The organism is Rhizobium sp. TRM96647 (assembly GCF_025780115.1).
Classification (GTDB): Bacteria; Pseudomonadota; Alphaproteobacteria; order Rhizobiales; family Rhizobiaceae; genus Mycoplana.
Window position 1 is genome coordinate 263,427 of the sequence record NZ_JAOXHF010000003.1, and the last position, 19,983, is coordinate 283,409.

Consider the following 19,983-nt stretch of genomic DNA (forward strand, 5'->3'; position numbering starts at 1 on the left):
CGACGGTGTCGGCGCCTCAATGACCGATGTCGCCGACATAGGCCGGAACCTCCGGCCGGTGCGCCGCGCGAAACTCGGTGACGCGACCGATCACCTTGGGCAGCGAGATCGCGATGTGGTGGCGGAGCGCCTCGGCCGCCGCCTCCACATCCCCCGCTTCCAGCGTGGCAAACACCACCAGATGCTCCGAGATGAACGGCTCGTCCTGCGGCATCACATGCGAGACGCCCATGATGTGCTTTGAGACGTTGAGCATGAACCTTGCCCGGCGCAGCGCGATCAGGATCTCGCGATTGGGGCAGTGACCAAGGAGGGTGATGTGCAGGTCGGTCTCCATGCCGTCCATCTCCGCAAGCGAGAGGTCGGGATAGCCGGCGAGCGCGCGTTTCAGCCGCGCCGTCATCGCCGCGCGCTCGTCCTCCGGCATGAGCGGAAACGCCTGCCTCAACGCCACCGGCTCCAGCGCCACGCGGATGTCGTGCAGGTCGCGCATCCGCGTTTCGTCGAGCGGCACGACGGTCCAGCGCATGCGATCGTCCTTCTCGACGATGCCGAGGCTCTCCAGCCGGGTCAGCGCATCGCGCGCCACCTGCCGGCCGACGCCCTTGGCGCGCGCCAATTCCACCTCGTTGATGCGGTGGCGACCGAAGACGGAGAGGTGCACCATCTCGCGCTCCAGCGCCTCGTAGATCGCCTCCCAGGCCGGCACCTTGCGCAGCGCCTGCGCCTCGCAGCCGTCGCCGAACATCTCTGCGGTCAGGGCGATCCGGCGCGGCGCTTCCCGGCCCGGGCCGACGATGAAGCCGCGCCCCTCGAAGCGGCGGATCGCGCCGGCGGCTTCCAGCAGCGCAAACGCCTGACGCACCGGCGTCCGGGTCGAGGAAAAGATGCCGGCCACATGCCCCTCGAGCAGGAGCGCGCCCTTCGGCAGCCGTCCGGCGGCAATGGCCCCGGCGAGTGCATCGCGGATGCGCAGGTAGAGCGGCCCCGTCTCCGCCGCCTCCGTCCTGTCGGCCCCTATGCTGTCGGCCTGTTGCTTCGCCATCGCCCTTCCCATGCCTTCCGAAGGCGGACAGTCTCACAAATGCCTCCTGCCGACAACGGTCATTACTGCGGGGCCGCGCGACAGGAAATTCCAAGTTTCGGCACGAAAAATGACATTCATTTCGTGACGCGGCGGGGGATTTGCGCTAGGGAACCGGGGACAACGGCTTGCGGGAGGGGCCTTTCGACCCACTTTTTTCCCGCTATGCCATGCCTGACCGGACCTTGAGGAATACGTCGATGCCAGCCTATCGCTCCCGAACCACCACCCACGGCCGCAACATGGCCGGTGCCCGCGGCCTCTGGCGCGCGACCGGCATGAAGGATGCTGACTTCGGCAAGCCGATCATCGCCGTGGTCAACTCGTTTACCCAGTTCGTGCCCGGCCACGTGCACCTGAAGGACCTTGGCCAGCTCGTCGCCCGCGAGATCGAGGCCGCCGGCGGCGTCGCCAAGGAATTCAACACGATCGCCGTCGACGACGGCATCGCCATGGGCCATGACGGCATGCTCTATTCGCTGCCGAGCCGCGAGATCATCGCCGACAGTGTCGAATACATGGTCAACGCCCACTGCGCCGACGCCATGGTCTGCATCTCCAACTGCGACAAGATCACGCCTGGCATGCTGAACGCCGCGATGCGCCTGAACATCCCCGCAGTCTTCGTCTCCGGCGGACCGATGGAGGCCGGCAAGGTCGTCATGCACGGCAAAAAGCACGCGCTGGATCTGGTCGACGCCATGGTCGCCGCCGCCGACGACAGCATTTCCGACGAGGACGTCAAGACCATCGAGCGCTCCGCCTGCCCGACCTGCGGCTCCTGCTCGGGCATGTTCACCGCCAATTCGATGAACTGTCTGACGGAAGCGCTCGGCCTGTCGCTGCCCGGCAACGGCTCGACGCTCGCCACTCACGGCGACCGCAAGCGCCTGTTCGTCGAGGCCGGCCACCTGATCGTCGATCTCGCCCGCCGCTACTACGAGCAGGAAGACGAGAGCGTGCTGCCGCGCAACGTCGCCAATAAGAGGGCGTTTGAGAACGCCATGTCACTCGATATCGCCATGGGCGGCTCGACCAATACGGTGCTGCACATCCTGGCCGCGGCCTACGAAGGCGGGATCGACTTCAATCTCGATGACATCGACAAGCTTTCCAGGAAAGTCCCGTGCCTGTCGAAGGTCGCCCCGGCGAAGAACGACGTGCACATGGAAGACGTCCACCGCGCCGGCGGCATCATGCGCATCCTCGGCGAACTCGACCGCGGCGGCCTGATCCACCGCGACAGCCCGACCGTGCACGCCGCGACGCTGGGCGACGCCATCGACCGCTGGGACATCACCCGCACCACCTCGGAAACGGTCCGCACCTTCTTCCGTGCCGCACCCGGCGGCATCCCGACCCAGGTCGCCTTCTCCCAGGAAGCGCGCTGGGACGATCTCGACACCGACGGCGAAAAGGGCGTCATCCGTTCCGTCGAGCATCCGTTCTCGAAAGACGGCGGCCTTGCGGTCCTGAAGGGCAACATCGCGCTCGACGGCTGCATCGTGAAGACCGCCGGCGTCGATGAATCGATCCTGAAGTTCACCGGCCCGGCCGTCGTCTTCGAAAGCCAGGACGCAGCGGTAAAGGGCATCCTCGGCGGCGAGGTCAAGGGCGGCGACGTCGTCGTCATCCGCTACGAGGGCCCGAAGGGCGGCCCCGGCATGCAGGAAATGCTCTATCCGACGAGCTACCTGAAATCGAAAGGCCTCGGAAAGGCCTGCGCGCTGATCACCGACGGCCGCTTCTCCGGCGGCACCTCGGGGCTCTCGATCGGCCACGCCTCGCCGGAAGCGGCCAACGGCGGCGCGATCGGCCTTGTCCGCCAGGGCGACACGATCGAGATCGACATCCCCAACCGCACGATCAATCTGGTGGTCACCGAGGCCGAACTGGAAAGCCGCCGTGCCGAGCAGGACAAGCTCGGCTGGAAGCCGGCCCAGCCGCGCAAGCGCAACGTCACCACCGCACTCAAGGCCTATGCCGCCTTTGCAAGCTCCGCCGATCTCGGCGCGGTGCGCATCCTGCCGGAATAGGCCTTCATACGGTATCCGGGACGACGAGAGGCTGGCCGTTGCGCCAGCCTTTTTTGTCTCCGCGGCGGCTGACAGCGCGGGAGGATGGCGGTCAGAGCGGCCTGCTAATGTTCTTGTAGGCCTCGTCCAGTTGCTGCATGCGCCGGTCATAGGCGGACTGGATACAGGCGACGTCGGCGCCGCAGGCCTGCCGCTCCTTCAGCCACGCCGTCTGCTGGTCTTGCATCTCGCCGCGCGCGCCCATGGCGATGAGGCCCGACAGGATATCGAAGGTCGTGACCATCCGCACGTCCGCATCGTTCAGCGCCCGGTTGTCGCAGATCGCCTTCTCGTCGGGGGCGAGGTCGCTCCTTTCGCAGTCGAAGCTGGCCGCAATGGCCGGCTGGGCCAGCGCCAGCATGGAGCAGGCAGCCGCGAAAGCGGGGGCGAGAATGCCGCGGGCGGGGCGATAGGCAGACAGTATTTCCATGGTCGAACTCCTCGTGAGCGGCGTTAGATATGGCCTGTGTCTTTTTTGACAAGGGAATGTCGGATTGCGCGCTCATGCTCCGTCCTTGAGGTAACCGGCGCTCGGACGCCGGCAACTTTGACAGGCAGGGTAAACGTTGATATCAACGCAACCAGTCGAAATGTTCCGTGAAAGAGGAGCTACGAGCATGAGACAGCATCATGAAATCGTGTCCCGCGAGGAATGGCTGAAGGCGCGCCAGGCCCTTCTCACCATGGAGAAGGAAGAGACGCGCCTGCGCGACAAGGTGCGCGCGGAGCGGCTGGCGCTGCCGTGGGTCAGGGTGGACAAGACCTACACCTTCGACACGCCGGCCGGACGGAAGACGTTGGCCGATCTCTTCGACGGGCGCAGCCAGTTGATGGTCTATCACTTCATGTTCGGCCCGGACTGGGAGGCAGGCTGCCCCGGCTGCTCGTTCGTCGCCGACCATGTCGACGGCATGCTGCCGCATCTGAACCACCACGACGTCACCTTCGTCTGTGTCTCCCGCGCCCCGCTGGAGAAGATCGAGGCCTACAAGAAGCGGATGGGCTGGAAATTCCCGTGGTTTTCGTCCTTCGGCAGCGACTTCAATTTCGACTACCACGTCTCCTTCACCAAGGAGGAACTGGCCCGCGGCAAGGTCTTCTACAACTACCGCGACACGCCCTCCGAGGATGCCCATGACGAACTGCCCGGCATGAGCGCCTTCTTCCGCGACGACGACGGCGCCGTCTATCACACCTATTCGGAATATTCCCGCGGCGGCGAGGAACTGCTCGGCACGCTGATGACGCTCGACCGCGCACCGAAGGGCCGTAACGAGACGGGCACGCTGAGCTTCGTCAAGCGCAAGGACGAATACGAGGATACCCCCAAGGCGCAGTCCTGCTGCAGCTGACGTAAAAAGTGCACATGTCGACTGCAGACTGCCGGTGGCAGGATGCGGTCGACGGCACCCGACCTCATCCACTTCGCAACGATTGCACCACTCTGGAGGAACCCATGTCCAGCAACCAAGGAAAGTTCGTCTGGTACGAACTGATGACAGGCGATACCGACGCGGCCGAGGCCTTCTACAATTCCGTCGTCGGCTGGGCGACCAAGGACACCAGCATTCCGGGCATGAAATACACGACCTTTTCGGCCGGGGATCGCATGATCGCCGGCCTGATGCAGACGCCGGAAGAGGCCGAGGGCATGCCGCCGGCCTGGATAGGTTACATCTGCGCCGACGACGTCGATGCGACCGCCAGGGAAATCACGGCGAAGGGCGGAAAGGTCTATCGCGAGCCGGACGACATTCCCGGCATCGGCCGCTTCGCGGTCGTCGGCGACCCGCACGGCGCCGCCTTCTGCCTGTTCAGCGCCAATGACGAAGGCCCGCCGGCCGCCGACCAGATGGCGCCCGGCAATATCGGCTGGCACGAACTGATGGCCGGCGATCTCGACGGCGCCTGGAAGTTCTATGCGTCCATGTTCGGCTGGGAGAAGGACGAGGCCCTCGACATGGGCGAGATGGGAACCTACCAGCTCTTCAAGATCCGCGGCCAGACGGCGGGCGGCATGATGACGAAGCCGGCCGACCTGCCCGCCCCGCCGCATTGGGGTTTCTACTTCGTCGTCGGCAACATCGACGAAGCCATCGGGCGCGTCGATGCGGCCGGCGGCAAGGTGGTGATGGGGCCGATGGAAGTGCCCGGCGGCGCCTGGATCATCCAGGGCATCGACCCGACCGGCGCCCATTTCGCCCTCGTCGGCTCGCGGTGACAGGCCGATCCCGGCCCGACCGGACGGCTTCCCGGCGCATCCCCGCGCCGGGGCCACAGCGGAAATGTCGATGCGATTGTCGCCCGCGGCCGATCCGTGAATTCAAATCACAGATACTGTTCCCGCCTGTCGGCTAGTGGCAGGAAATATTCGCGTCCATCTTGCTGGCCAACGGCGTCCTGCGCCGTAACGACAGGAGATGGACGATGGAATACAGACGATTGGGGACATCCGGCCTGATGGTGCCGGCCTTGAGCTTCGGTACCGGCACCTTCGGCGGCGAAGGGCCGCTGTTCGGCGCCTGGGGCAACACGAACGAAGCGGAGGCGCGTCGACTGGTGGACATCTGCCTGGAGGCAGGCGTCAATCTGTTCGACACCGCCGACGTCTATTCGAACGGTGCTTCCGAAACCGTGCTGGGAGCCGCACTGAATGGGCGCCGGCACGAGGCCCTGATCTCCACCAAGATGGGCCTGCCAACGGGTGACGGGCCGAACGATGCCGGAACATCGCGTTCGCGGATCATCCGGGCCGTCGATGCGGCACTGAGACGGCTCGGCACCGACTACATCGACCTCCTGCAGTTGCATGCCTTCGATGCCGGCACGCCCGTCGAAGAGGTTCTGGCGACCCTTTCCAGCCTCGTCGATGCCGGCAAGCTGCGCTATGTCGGCGTCTCCAATTTTGCCGGCTGGCAACTGATGAAGGCGCTGGCGGCAGCCGACAGGCACGGCTATCCGCGCTACGTCGCCCACCAGGTCTACTACTCGTTGGTCGGCCGCGACTACGAGTGGGAACTGATGCCGCTTGCCCGCGACCAGGGCGTCGGCGCGCTCGTCTGGAGTCCGCTCGGATGGGGGCGGCTGACCGGCAAGATCCGGCGCGGCGCCCCGCTGCCGGCTGAAAGCCGGCTGCATGCGACAGCGGATTTCGGCCCGCCGGTCGACGAGGCCCGTCTCTACGACATCGTCGACGTGCTGGATGCCATAGCCGAGGAAACCGGAAAGACCGTGCCGCAGGTTGCGATCGCCTGGCTGCTGGCGCGGCCGACCGTCTCCAGCGTCATCATCGGCGCGCGCAACGAGGAGCAGCTTCGCCAGAACCTCGGCGCCGTCGGCTGGTCGCTTTCGGACGACCAGATCGGGCGGCTTTCCGCGGCGAGCAGCGCGTCCGCCCCCTACCCTTACTTCCCCTACTATCGCCAGGACGGGTTTGCCCGGCTCAACCCGCCGATCCACTAAGCCTGGGCCATGCGCAGAATGACGTAGGCGCTGCGGCCATTGCCGCTTGCAATCCGCCTTCGCATTGCACAAACTTCCCCTCGATGACGGCAAAGACCGTCACGAGGGGAAAAGCGAGCCTATGTCGATCAAGGCCAGTATCTACCACCTGACCCACTACAGGTACGACAATCCGGTCCGCCTCGGGCCGCAGATCATCCGCCTGAAACCCGCCGCGCATTCCAAGACCAAGGTCATCAGCCACGCGTTGCGGGTCTCGCCGTCGGCCCACTTCGTCAACCTGCAGCAGGACCCGTACGGCAACTATCTCGCCCGCTACGTCTTCCCCGACCCGGTGAGCGAATTCAAGATCGAGGTCGACCTCGTCGCCGACATGACGGTCTACAATCCGTTCGACTTCTTCGTCGAGGAACAGGCGGAGCACTGGCCTTTCGACTACCCGGAAGACCTGCGCGAGGACCTGCGCATCTACCGCGATCCGGAGCCGTTGACGCCCGCGCTTTCGGCCTTTCTCGACCATGTCGACCGCACCCGCCAGCGCACCGTCGACATGGTCGTCGGCCTCAATGCGCGGCTGCAGCAGCAGATAGGCTACGTCATCCGCATGGAACCCGGCGTGCAGACGCCGGAGGAGACGCTTTTGACCGCACGCGGCTCGTGCCGCGATTCCAGCTGGCTGCTGGTGCAGATCCTGCGCAACCTCGGTTTCGCCGCGCGCTTCGTCTCCGGCTACCTGATCCAGCTGACGCCCGACCTGAAGGCGCTGGACGGCCCCTCCGGCACTGACCACGACTTCACCGACCTGCACGCCTGGTGCGAGGTCTACCTGCCCGGCGCCGGCTGGATCGGTCTCGATCCGACCTCCGGCCTCCTGACCGGCGAGAGCCATATCCCGCTGGCCGCGACGCCGCACTTCCGCAATGCCGCGCCGATTACCGGCGGCTATTTCGGCGAGGCGAACACCAGCTTCGACTTCGACATGAAGGTCACCCGCGTCGCCGAGCACCCGCGAATCACCAAGCCCTTCTCCGACGAATCCTGGGAGGCGCTGAACGCGCTCGGACAGGACGTCGATCGGGTGCTGACGCAGAACGACGTGCGGCTGACGATGGGCGGCGAGCCGACCTTCGTCTCGATCGACGATTTCGAATCGGAGGAATGGAACACCGGCGCCGTCGGCCCGACGAAGCGCGAGAAGGCCGACACCCTGATCCGCCGCCTGCGTGAGCGCTTTGCCCCCGGCGGTTTCCTGCATTATGGCCAGGGCAAATGGTACCCCGGCGAAAGCCTGCCGCGCTGGACCTTCTCGCTCTACTGGCGCCGCGACGGCAGGCCGATCTGGTCCGATCCCGGCCTGATCGCCGAGGAAGGCGCCGACCACCCCGTCTCCGGCGACGACGCCGAACGCCTGCTGACGACGATTGCGGCAGAGCTCGGCATCGAGACGGACATGGTCCTGCCGGCCTTCGAGGACCCGGGAGAATGGCTCCTGAAGGAGGCGAACCTTCCCGACAACGTCGATCCGTCGAACTCCAGGCTGGAGGATCCGGAAGCGCGCAGCCGCATCGCCCGCGTCTTCGAGCGCGGCCTGACGAAGCCGAGCGGCTACGTGCTGCCGGTGCAGGCCTGGAACGCGCGCGTCGCCGGCCAGCGATGGATCAGCGAGAAGTGGCAGACACGCCGCGGCCGCTTGTTCCTCGTCCCCGGCGATAGCCCGGTCGGCTACCGCCTGCCGCTCGGCTCGCTGCCGTGGCTGTCCCCGTCGTCCTATCCCTACATCAATCCGGTCGACCCCACGGTCGAGCGCGGCGAACTGCCGGAATTTGCCGCGCCGCACCGCCAGATCGCGATGGACTTCCACGCCGCGGAGGGCCAGCAGGAGCAGGTCGAACAGGTCGTCTCCGACATCGTCGGCAAGGTGCGGACGGCGATCAGCGTCGAAGCGCGCGACGGCCGCCTGTGCGTCTTCATGCCGCCGACCGAAGGCGTCGAGGAATATCTCGAACTGATCGCCACCGCCGAGCGCGCAGCGAGCGCCCTCGGCCTTCCCGTGCATATCGAGGGCTACGCGCCATCGCACGACGAGCGGCTGAACGTGATCCGGGTCGCCCCCGATCCGGGCGTCATCGAGGTCAACATCCATCCCGCCTATAGCTGGGGGGATTGCGTCGACATCACCACCGCCGTCTACGAGGAGGCGCGCGAGAGCCGGCTCGGCGCCGACAAGTTCATGATCGACGGTCGCCACACCGGCACCGGCGGCGGCAACCACGTGGTCGTCGGCGGCAAGAACCCGAACGACAGCCCCTTCCTGCGCCGGCCGGACCTCTTGAAGAGCCTGGTGCTGCACTGGCAGCGCCACCCCTCGCTCTCCTACCTCTTCTCCGGCCTCTTCATCGGCCCGACGAGCCAAGCGCCGCGCATCGACGAGGCCCGCCACGACGGCCTCTACGAGCTCGAGATCGCGCTGTCGCAGGTGCCGGCTCCCGGCGAGGGCACACCGCCGCTGCCCTGGCTGGTCGACCGGCTGTTCCGCAACCTGCTCGTCGACGTCACCGGCAACACCCACCGCTCCGAGATCTGCATCGACAAGCTGTTCTCGCCCGACGGTCCGACCGGCCGGCTCGGCCTCGTCGAGTTCCGCGGCTTCGAAATGCCGCCGAATGCGCGCATGAGCCTCGCCCAGCAGCTTCTGATCCGCGCCCTGATCGCGCGCTTCTGGCTGAAGCCCGCCACAGGCACCTTCGTGCGCTGGGGCACGACGCTGCACGACCGCTTCATGCTGCCAACCCATGTCTGGCAGGATTTCCTCGAAGTGCTGGCGGACCTGCGCGAGAACGGCTTCGACATGCGCCCGGAGTGGTTCGAGGCGCAGCTGGAATTCCGCTTCCCCTTCTGCGGCGAGGTCGAATACGAGGGCGCGAGACTGGAACTGCGCCAGGCGCTCGAGCCCTGGCACGTGATGGGCGAGCAGGGCGCGATCGGCGGCACCGTTCGCTACGTCGACAGCTCGGTGGAGCGGCTGCAGGTGAAGCTGCAGACCGCGAACCCGGAGCGCTATGTCATCACCTGCAACCGCAGGCGCCTGCCGCTGGCAGCGACCGGGGAAAGCGGCGTCACCGTCGCGGGCGTCCGCTACAAGGCGTGGCAGCCCTCCTCCGGCCTGCACCCGGCCCTGCCCGTCAACACGCCGCTGACCTTCGACATTTATGATACATGGTCGCGCCGAGCGGTGGGCGGTTGCATTTACCACGTTGCCCATCCCGGCGGACGAAACTATGACACCTTCCCTGTGAACGGAAACGAGGCGGAAGCCAGACGGCTGGCCCGCTTCGAGCCCTGGGGACACAACCCGGGCAGCTACGGGGTGCACGAGGAGACGATCGCGCGGGAATTCCCGCTGACGCTCGATCTTCGGCGCCCGCCAGGAGTGTAGGACTTGACATCGAAGGCGGCCGAGGCGGAGCGTATCGCGGGGAACCCGCTGCTGGAGGGGCTCATGACCTATGCGCCCTTGCCGGGCATCGCCGACGAGATGGTCTCGCCCGACGGCTCGATCCGTCCGGCGTGGCAGAAGCTTCTATCCGCGCTTGGCCGGATGGACGAGACGGAGCTTGCCAACCGCTTCGCCCGCGCCGACCGCTATCTCCGCGATGCAGGCGTGTTCTACCGCGCCTACGGCAAGGACGCCGGCGGCGAGCGCGCCTGGCCGCTGTCCCATATTCCCGTCGTGATCGACCAGGCCGAGTGGGAGAACCTGTCGCGCGGGCTGATCCAGCGTGTCGAGCTTCTGGAGATGATCGCGGCCGACATCTACGGCCCCGCCCGGCTGGTATCGGAAGGCCTCCTGCCGGCGCAACTGATCGGCACCAATCCGGAATACCTTCGTCCCGTCGTGGGCGTGCCCCCGGCCGGCGGGCATTTCCTGCATTTCTGTTCGTTCGAGGTCGGCCGCGGGCCGGACGGAAACTGGTGGGTGCTCTCCGATCGCACCGAGGCCCCCTCCGGCGCGGGCTTCGCGCTGGAAAACCGCGTCGCCACCGCCCGCGCCTTCTCCGACGTCTACGCCGAAACCCATGTGCACCGGCTCGCCGGCTTCTTCGGCGCCTTCCGCGACGCGCTGCTGGCCGGCCGCCAGTTCGAGGACGACCGCATTGCCGTCCTCTCGCCCGGTCCCGCCAACGAGACCTATTTCGAGCACGCCTACATCGCCCGCTATCTCGGCTTCATGCTGCTGGAGGGCGAGGACCTGACCGTCGTCAACGGGCGCGTCATGGTGCGCACCGTCGCCGGCCTGAAGCATGTCAGCGTGCTCTGGCGGCGGCTCGACGCCAGCTTCGCCGATCCGCTGGAACTGAACCACCAGTCGCAGCTCGGCACGCCCGGCATCGTCGAGGCGCTGCGGGCGGGGTCCGTGCGGATCGTCAACGCGCTCGGCACCGGCATTCTCGAGACCCGCGCGCTGCTCGCCTTCATGCCGACGATCAGCCGGCACCTGACCGGCGAGGACCTGCAACTGCCGAGCATCGCCACCTGGTGGTGCGGCCAGCAGGCCGAGCGCGACCATGTCGCCGCCAACATCGAGAACATGGTGATCGGCCCCGCCTATTCGACGCGGCCCTTCTTCGACGACAACGGCCGCTCCGTGCTCGGCTCGACCCTGTGCAGGAACGCGACCCTGCCGGTCGCCGAATGGCTCGCGGGGGACGGCGCCCGCCTCGTCGGCCAGGAGGCAGTGACCCTGTCGACGACGCCGGCCTATGTCGACGGCAGGCTCGTGCCGCGGCCGATGAGCCTGCGCGTCTTCGCCGCCCGCACCCGCGATGGCTGGCAGATCATGCCCGGCGGCTTCGCCCGCATCTCTTCCGGCAGCGACGTCTCGGCGATCACCATGCAGGAGGGCGGTTCCGCCGCCGACGTCTGGATCGTCAGCGACCGGCCGGTCGACCGCACCTCGCTTCTGCCCGCCGACGAGAGCTTCGCCCGCAACCTGCCCGGCAGCCTGCCGAGCCGGGCCGCCGACAACCTCTTCTGGCTCGGCCGCTATATCGAGCGGGCCGAAGGGGCGCTGCGCATCCTGCGCGCCTGGCACGGCCGCTTCGCCGAATATGCCGACCCGGACCAGCCGCTCCTGAAGGACGTCTCCGACTACCTGAAGCAGCTCGACATCGACACGGCCGAGCCGGTGCCCACCAGCCTGCTCGCCAGCATCGACAGCGCCGTCTTCTCCGCCAGCAACATCCGCGACCGTTTCTCCCCGGACGGCTGGCTGGCGCTGGCGGACCTCGCCAAGACCGCGCGCCGCTTCCACGATTCAATCCAGCCCGGAGACGACGCCACCCGCGCCATGACCGTGCTCCTGCGCAAGCTCGCGGGTTTCGCCGGCCTCGTCCACGAGAACATGTACCGCTTCACAGGCTGGCGCTTCCTGTCGGTCGGCCGCTACCTGGAGCGCGGCCTGCACATGACGCGGCTTTTGCGCCATCTCTCCGGCGAGGACGCGCCCGACGGCGCGCTCGACATGCTGCTGGAGATCGGCGACAGCGTGATGACCCATCGCCGCCGCTACAACGTCGCGACCGCCAGGCTGACCGTCACCGACCTCCTGGCGCTCGACCCGCTCAATCCGCGCTCGGTGCTCTACCAGCTGAACGAGATCAAGACCGAGATCGAGCAACTGCCGAACGCCTATTCGAACGGCCAGATGTCGCCTTTCTACCGCGAAGCGATGCGGCTGCATGCCGGCCTTGCGGTGATGACCCCGGAGGGGATGACGCCGGAGGCCTACCGGCACTTCGAGACCGAACTGGAAAAGCTCTCCGACATTCTCGGCGAGACCTATCTGAGCTGAGACGGGTCCCCATGCTCTATGACATCAACCTGCGCATCGAGTACGACTACGACTTCCCCGTCTCGGGCGGCCGCCACATGGTGCGCGTCCTGCCGCGCTCGATTGCCGGCCGGCAACGCCTGATCGCCGGATCGGTCGGCATCAGGCCCCAGCCGGCCGAACGCACCGGCGTGATCGATTTCTTCGAGAACCAGGCGACACTGATCCTCTTCCGCAACGCCCACGACCGGCTCGAGATCGACATGCAGGCGCGGGTGCAGGTCGACGCGGCCAACGACCAGCCCGATTTCTCCCCGCCGATCGGCGAGCTTTCCCGCGCGATCGCCGCCTGCTGGTCGCTCGCCCCCGCCTCGCCGCACCATTTCACCGGCCACAGCCCGCGCCTGCCCGATTGTCCGGAAATCTCCGACTACGCCCGGTCGGTCGCAGCGGCGGGCATGACCGTGCGCGAGGTCGCCTCCGCCCTGTGCGCGCGCATCCACAAGGATTTCACCTACGACGTCGAAGCCACGACCGTGGACACCACCCCGCTGGAGGCCTTCCGGCTGAAGCGGGGGGTCTGCCAGGACTTCGTCCACGTCATGATCGTGGCGCTCCGCAGCCTCGGCATTCCGGCCGGCTATGTCAGCGGCTTCCTGCGCACCATTCCTCCACCTGGCAAGGAGCGGCTGGAAGGGGCGGACGCCATGCACGCCTGGGTCAGGCTCTGGTGTGGCCCGACCAACGGCTGGGTCGAACTGGATCCGACCAACAACATGCAGGCCGGAACCGACCACATCGTCGTCGGCTACGGACGCGACTACGCCGACGTGGCGCCGGTGATCGGCATCGTCAAGAGCTACGGCCAGCAGCAGACGAAACAGGCCGTGGACGTCGTGCCGGTGCGCCAGACCGCGTAATACCAACCTGCACTGATATTGACCGATTGCGCCGGAGCGATTTTGGTCTGCGGCAAGGAGAAAACCGCAGTCGGACCTGTCGGTCCGGCGAGGATTTTCGACGCCGTCCGCAGACCAAAAGCGCCCGGCCCTCCGGGTGGGCCGCCTGTCGGCCACCGGCAGCGTCGCAATCCTCGACCGATGCTAAGGCATCGCTCTGCGGTATGCTCCTTGCCGGATGACCGCAGGCGGTCCCACGCAATCGGTCAATATCAGTGCAGGTTGGTATGGGAGGCGAGACGGCTGCCGGTGTCGCAGGCCGGGGCAGCGAGTCCCGATTGGAGACAGCCCGTCCCGGCCTTAAACACCTGCTTTCAGGGGCTTTCTGCGGGTTCGATCGTATTTTAGCGATCGCGGAAACCGGCTGCTCATTTATCATCGCTAATGTCCGCCCAACATTATGACGATGGGGTGGCGCAAAATGAAATCGGCAACGGAAAAACAGGGTGTCCTTTCCCGCCTTCTAAAGGACCGTCTTGGAAATTTCGGCATGATGACCGCATTGCTGCTGCCGGTGCTGCTGGGCGCCGGCGGTATTTCCATCGACCTGACCAAGATGATGATGACCAAGAACCGGCTGCAGGACGCCTCCGATTCGGCGGCGCTCGCAGCCGCATCCGCACTCGCAAACGACAACATGAGCATCGAGGATGCGAAGCTCCTCGCACTGGAGTTCATCAAGACCCAGATGCAGAGCGGCGGCGCCTCGCCCGGCGACCCCGACAGCGCCGACACCGGCGGCCAGCAGGAGGAGGAGACCAACGCCTATGCCTCCAGCCTGGTCCAGATCGACGAGACGTCCACGGTCGGAACCGGGAAGTCCTGGGTCATCAACGTCTCCGCCAATTACGAGATGCCGCTGAACCCGCTGACCCGCCTTCTCGTCAAGGACAAGACGACCATCAGCGCCAGCACGACGGCGGAAAGCGCCACGGAATCGAAGAGCGCGCTCTCCATGTTCCTCGTGCTCGACCGGTCCGGCTCGATGTCGTTCAAGACAGACGATATCGCCAGCAGGAAAGTGCCGTGCAAGAACTGGACGGAGAGCAACTGGGGGAGCGACAAGGTCAAGGAAACGACACCTTGCTACGTCCGCAAGATCGCCGCGCTCAAGTCGGCCGTCGCCAACCTGACGACGCAGCTGAATACGGCCGATCCCGAGACGGAACTCGTCCGCACAGCTGCGGTGTCCTACAACGACCGGATGCAGACGGAGACCCAGCTGGCGTGGGGAACGGCAGGCGCCTCGGCCTACGTCAACGCGCTCCCGACCGAGCCCACCGGCGGCACGGATTCGCACGCCGCATTCGCCAAGGCGCTGGACAAGCTGGTTCCGGCGGACGCCTCTGATGAGACCGAGATCCCGGCGCACAAGGACAAGAATGGCCAGGTTCCGACCAAGTACATCATCTTCATGACGGACGGCGAGAACACGGCCTATGACGGCACGTCGACCGATGCGAACGGCAGGAAGTCCGATACCGAGACGAAGGCCTCCTGCGACAAGGCTCGCACCGCCAAGGTCGAGGTCTTCACCGTGGCCTTCATGGCGCCGACCCGCGGCCAGACGCTTCTGAAGTATTGCGCCACCACGCAGGCCAACTATTTCGAGGCGGACGACATGACCCAGCTGGTGGCCGCGTTCAAGGCGATCGGCGAGAAGGCCACCGCGGTCGTTGCCCGCCTGACCCACTGAACCGCGGAAAATCCGACAAAACCGCAAGCCCGCTGCCGCCCTGCGCGTTGGCGGGCTTTGTCCATTCTGCAGGCATCCGCCCTGCGTCAGCTGCATGGCTCCTTTCTTGCCGGGCCGTATTGCAAGCGCTTCGGATAGATGCAAAATTGCCCCGAGAGGCCGTGCCTCGATAGCATCGGAATACAGCGAAGGGGTTCGTGATCGCTCATGATGAACAGGGTCTCCTCCAGCGAAATTCCAGCTCCCGCACTCCGTTCGACCGAGCCGTCGCAACTGGCGACCGAGCTGCTCGAACGCCTCAAATACCGTATCGGCAAGGATCCCAAGGTCGCAAAGCCACATGACTGGCTGACCGCCGCGATCCTGGTGGCGCGCGACCGCATCACTGACAAGTGGATGGATTCGACCCGGCGCACCTACGCCACCGGCTCCAAGCGCGTCTACTATCTGTCGCTGGAATTCCTGATCGGCCGCATGATGCGCGACGCCATGACCAATATCGGCATCATGGACGAGATGCGCGAGGCGCTGACGTCGCTCGGCGTCGACACCGACATCATCGCGGAACTCGAGCCCGACGCTGCGCTCGGCAATGGCGGCCTCGGCCGGCTTGCGGCCTGTTTCATCGAATCCATGGCGACGACCGACGTTCCGGCCTATGGCTACGGCATCCGCTACGTGCACGGCCTGTTCCGCCAGGAGATCGCCGACGGCTGGCAGGTCGAACTGCCGGAGACCTGGCTGGCGCACGGAAACCCCTGGGAATTCGAGCGCCGGGAAAGCTCCTACGAAATCGGCTTCGGCGGCGGCGTGGAGACGCTCGATCTCGGCGAAGGCCGGCAGCGCATCGTCTGGAAGCCGGCGGAGCGGGTGATTGCCACCGCCTACGACACGCCGGCGGTCGGCTGGCGGGCGAAGCGGGTCAATACGCTGCGCCTGTGGTCCGCCTATCCGATCGACCCGCTCCTGCTGGACGCCTTCAACGCCGGCGACCATATCGGCGCACTGCGGGAGAGCAACAAGGCCGAAAGCCTCACCCGCGTCCTCTATCCGGCCGACGCCACCCCGGCCGGCCAGGAACTGCGGCTGCGCCAGGAGTTCTTCTTCTCCTCCGCCTCGCTGCAGGACATCCTCCGCCGCCATCTGCAGCAGTATCCGGATTTCACCTCCCTGCCCGATGCCGTCGCGATTCATCTGAACGACACGCATCCTGCCGTTTCCGTCGCCGAACTGGTGCGCCTTTTGACCGACGTCCACGGGCTGGATTTCGATGCCGCCTGGAACATCGCCCGCGACACGTTCGCCTATACGAACCACACGCTCCTGCCCGAGGCTCTGGAGACCTGGCCGGTGCCGCTGTTCGAGCGCCTGCTGCCGCGGCACATGCAGATCGTCTATGCGATCAACGCCAAGATCCTCCTGGAGGCACGCAAGGAGCACGGCTACGACGACCAGCAGATCCGCAACATCTCGCTGATCGAGGAAGGCGGCGAGCGGCGCGTCCGCATGGGCAACCTCGCCTTTGTCGGCTCGCACTCGGTCAACGGCGTCTCCGCACTCCACACCGAGCTGATGAAGGAGACGGTCTTTGCCGATCTCCATCGCCTCTATCCCGCCCGCATCAACAACAAGACCAACGGCATCACCCCACGCCGCTGGCTGATGCAATGCAATCCCGGCCTGTTCAACCTGATCCGCGAGGCGATCGGACCGGAATTCGAGGACGATGCCGAGAAGCTGAAGGCGCTCGACGCCTTTGCCGGCGACAGCGCCTTCCAGACGCGCTTTGCCGCGATCAAGCGCGAAAACAAGCTCAGGCTCGCAAACCTGGTGCAGGCCCGCATCGGCGTGCGCATCGACCCCGACGCGATGTTCGACATCCAGATCAAGCGCATCCACGAATACAAGCGCCAGCTTCTCAACATCGTCGAGGCGGTGGCGCTCTACGACCAGATCCGCTCGCGGCCGGAACTCGACTGGGTGCCGCGCGTCAAGCTGTTCGCCGGCAAGGCGGCGCCGAGCTACCACAATGCCAAACTGATCATAAAGCTCGCAAACGACGTCGCCCGCGTCATCAACAACGACCCGGCGGTGCGCGGCCTGCTGAAGGTGGTCTTCGTGCCGAACTACAACGTCTCGCTCGCCGAGATCATGGTTCCCGCCGCCGACCTCTCGGAGCAGATCTCGACGGCCGGCATGGAAGCGTCGGGCACCGGCAACATGAAATTCGCCCTGAACGGGGCGCTCACCATCGGCACGCTGGACGGCGCCAATGTCGAGATGCGCGACCATGTCGGCGAGGACAACATCATCATCTTCGGCATGACGGCCGACGAAGTGGCGCGCGTGCGCGCCGAGGGCCACGATCCCCGCGCCATCATCGAGGGTTCGCCCGAGCTTTCCCAGGCGCTCTCCGCCATCTCCTCCGGCGTCTTCTCTCCCGACGACCGCAGCCGCTTCGCCGGCCTGATCGACGGCCTCTACAACCACGACTGGTTCATGGTCGCGGCCGATTTCGATTCCTATGCCAGGGCCCAGCGTGACGTCGATGCGCTCTGGAACGACAAGACCCGGTGGAACACCAAGGCGATCCACAACACCGCCCGCATGGGCTGGTTCTCGTCCGACCGCACCATCCGCCAGTACGCAACCGAGATCTGGGGCGTCTGATGGCGAAGAAGGACCCGCTGGAGAAACCATCGACGGGTCTGGCGGATGCCGACATCGGGGCCATCCTGGGAAGCCGCCATCCGGATCCCTTCGCCGTCCTCGGCGTCCATCAGGCCGGCGACGGGTTCGTGGCGCGCTGCTTCATCCCGCACGCGACGGCCGTCACCGCGGAAACCATCGCCGGAAAGGCGATCGGCGAACTCGATTGCCTCGATCCCGCCGGCATCTTCGCCGGCGCCGTCTCCGTCCGCAAGCTCCAGCCGGTCCGCTACCGCGCCCGCAACGAGGGCGGCGAGTGGATCGTGGTCGATCCCTATTCCTTCGGTCCGGTCCTCGGCCCGATGGACGACTACTATATCCGCGAGGGCTCGCATCTCAGGCTGTTCGAGCGCATGGGCGCACATCCGCTGACGCTCGAGGGCGTCGACGGCTTTCATTTCGCCGTCTGGGCACCGAACGCGCAGCGTGTCTCCGTCGTCGGCGACTTCAACGAATGGGACGGCCGCCGCCATGTGATGCGGCGGCGCGCCGACACCGGCCTCTGGGAGATCTTCCTGCCCGGCGTCGTCGCCGGCCACGCCTACAAGTACGAGATCGTCGGCAAGAACGGCGAAGTGCTGCCCTTGAAGGCCGACCCCTTCGCCCGCCGCTCGGAACTGCGCCCGCGCACCGCCTCGATGACCACGGGCGAGATCGACCAGGTCTGGGAGGACGAGGCCCACCGTGACCACTGGTCGAAGATCGACCCGCGCCGTCAGCCGATCTCCATCTACGAGGTGCACGCCGCCTCCTGGCAGCGGCGCGACAACGGCGAGATGCTCTCCTGGGACGAACTCGCCGACCGGCTGATCCCCTACTGCGTCGAGATGGGCTTCACCCACATCGAGTTCCTGCCGATCTCCGAATACCCCTTCGACCCCTCCTGGGGCTACCAGACGACCGGGCTCTACGCGCCGACGGCGCGCTTCGGCGAACCGGAAGGCTTTGCCCGTTTCGTCAACGGCGCCCACAAGGTCGGCATCGGCGTCATCCTCGACTGGGTGCCCGCCCACTTCCCGACCGACGAGCACGGCCTGCGCTGGTTCGACGGCACCGCCCTCTACGAGCACGAGGATCCGCGCCAGGGCTTCCATCCCGACTGGAACACGGCGATCTACAATTTCGGCCGCCAGGAAGTGCTCGCCTTCCTGATCAACAACGCCCTCTACTGGGCCGAGAAGTTCCATGTCGACGGCCTGCGCGTCGACGCGGTCGCCTCGATGCTCTACCTCGACTATTCGCGCAAGCACGGCGAATGGGTGCCGAACGAATATGGCGGCAACGAAAACCTCGAGGCCGTCCGCTTCCTGCAGACGATGAACGCGCGCTTCTACGGCACCCGGCCGGGCGTGATCACCATTGCCGAGGAATCGACCTCCTGGCCGAAGGTCTCCCACCCCGTTCACGAGGGCGGGCTCGGCTTCGGCTTCAAGTGGAACATGGGCTTCATGCACGACACGCTGCAATACATGTCGCGCGAGGCCGTGCACCGGAAGTTCCACCACAACGACATGACCTTCGGCCTGCTCTACGCCTTCACCGAGAATTTCGTCCTGCCGCTGTCCCACGACGAGGTGGTGCACGGCAAGGGCTCGCTGATCGCCAAGATGGCCGGCGACGACTGGCAGAAATTCGCCAACCTGCGCGCCTATTACGGTTTCATGTGGGGCTATCCCGGCAAGAAGCTCCTGTTCATGGGCCAGGAATTCGCCCAGTGGCGCGAATGGAGCGAGGACCGCGCGCTCGACTGGAACCTGCTCGAATATCCCATGCACGAGGGCATGCGCCGGCTGGTACGCGACCTGAACGGCACCTACAGGCGCAAGGTCGCCCTGCACGGGCGCGACTGCGAGGGCGAGGGCTTCGAATGGCTGCTCGCCGACGACCGCGACAATTCCGTCTTCGCCTGGCTGCGCAAGGCCCCGGGCGAAAAGACGATCGCCGTCGTCACCAACTTCACGCCCGTCTATCGCGAAGGCTACCGCATCCCGCTTCCCGTCGAGGGGCGCTGGAAGGAGATCCTGAACACGGATGCCGAGATCTATGGCGGCTCCGGAAAGGGCAATGGCGGGGCCGTGCAGGCACAAAGAGACAAGAACGGGAACGTTTCGGCCGTGATAACATTGCCGCCGCTGGCGACGCTGCTGCTGGAACAGGATGCATGAGAT

12 protein-coding genes are annotated in these 19,983 nt (G+C 66.0%); 10 read left to right on the plus strand and 2 right to left on the minus strand.

Going from position 1 to position 19,983, the window contains the following annotated elements; translation table 11 throughout:
* Window positions 1-16 precede the first annotated feature (16 nt).
* Complete coding sequence (locus tag OCK02_RS07075; RefSeq protein WP_263812409.1) at window positions 17-1,045, minus strand: GntR family transcriptional regulator; 1,029 nt, start codon at window positions 1,043-1,045, stop codon at window positions 17-19.
* Between the two features lie 239 nt (window positions 1,046-1,284).
* Between OCK02_RS07075 and ilvD the strand changes: the two genes are divergently transcribed.
* Entirely contained in the window at window positions 1,285-3,120 is a 1,836-nt protein-coding gene (gene ilvD, locus OCK02_RS07080; protein ID WP_263812411.1) for a dihydroxy-acid dehydratase, read from the plus strand.
* A 91-nt stretch (window positions 3,121-3,211) separates the two neighbouring features.
* Here ilvD and OCK02_RS07085 read toward each other — a convergent pair whose 3' ends face one another.
* Complete coding sequence (locus tag OCK02_RS07085; protein ID WP_263812673.1) at window positions 3,212-3,520, minus strand: lysozyme inhibitor LprI family protein; 309 nt, start codon at window positions 3,518-3,520, stop codon at window positions 3,212-3,214.
* A 256-nt stretch (window positions 3,521-3,776) separates the two neighbouring features.
* Here OCK02_RS07085 and OCK02_RS07090 point away from each other — a divergent pair, with 256 nt between their 5' ends.
* The 9 genes from OCK02_RS07090 (at window position 3,777) to glgB (ending at window position 19,980) form a co-directional block, all read left to right on the plus strand.
* The gene (locus OCK02_RS07090; protein WP_230806877.1) at window positions 3,777-4,511 is read left to right on the plus strand and encodes a DUF899 domain-containing protein; all 735 of its coding nucleotides are present in this window, start codon (window positions 3,777-3,779) and stop codon (window positions 4,509-4,511) included.
* Window positions 4,512-4,615: 104 nt separating this feature from the next.
* Window positions 4,616-5,380 (plus strand): VOC family protein, encoded by a 765-nt coding sequence (locus tag OCK02_RS07095; protein WP_263812412.1) that lies wholly within the window; start codon window positions 4,616-4,618, stop codon window positions 5,378-5,380.
* A 206-nt stretch (window positions 5,381-5,586) separates the two neighbouring features.
* Complete coding sequence (locus OCK02_RS07100) at window positions 5,587-6,621, plus strand: aldo/keto reductase (protein WP_263812413.1); 1,035 nt, start codon at window positions 5,587-5,589, stop codon at window positions 6,619-6,621.
* Between the two features lie 121 nt (window positions 6,622-6,742).
* On the plus strand, window positions 6,743-10,057 hold the full coding sequence (locus tag OCK02_RS07105; protein ID WP_263812414.1) for a DUF2126 domain-containing protein: 3,315 nt from the start codon (window positions 6,743-6,745) through the stop codon (window positions 10,055-10,057).
* 33 nt (window positions 10,058-10,090) lie between these two features.
* On the plus strand, window positions 10,091-12,472 hold the full coding sequence (locus OCK02_RS07110) for a circularly permuted type 2 ATP-grasp protein (RefSeq protein WP_412178781.1): 2,382 nt from the start codon (window positions 10,091-10,093) through the stop codon (window positions 12,470-12,472).
* A gap of 11 nt (window positions 12,473-12,483) precedes the next feature.
* Entirely contained in the window at window positions 12,484-13,371 is an 888-nt protein-coding gene (locus OCK02_RS07115) for a transglutaminase family protein (protein ID WP_263812415.1), read from the plus strand.
* 529 nt (window positions 13,372-13,900) lie between these two features.
* A complete protein-coding gene (locus OCK02_RS07120; protein WP_263812416.1) occupies window positions 13,901-15,106 on the plus strand; it encodes a vWA domain-containing protein in 1,206 nt (401 codons plus the stop codon).
* Window positions 15,107-15,316: 210 nt separating this feature from the next.
* Window positions 15,317-17,776 carry a glycogen/starch/alpha-glucan phosphorylase gene (locus OCK02_RS07125; RefSeq protein WP_263812675.1) on the plus strand — a complete coding sequence of 820 codons (2,460 nt, stop codon included), beginning with the start codon at window positions 15,317-15,319 and terminating at the stop codon, window positions 17,774-17,776.
* Window positions 17,776-19,980, plus strand: coding sequence for a 1,4-alpha-glucan branching protein GlgB (gene glgB, locus OCK02_RS07130; RefSeq protein ID WP_263812417.1), 2,205 nt, complete (start codon window positions 17,776-17,778; stop codon window positions 19,978-19,980). The genes OCK02_RS07125 and glgB overlap by 1 nt, the downstream gene beginning before the upstream one ends.
* Window positions 19,981-19,983: the final 3 nt, after the last annotated feature.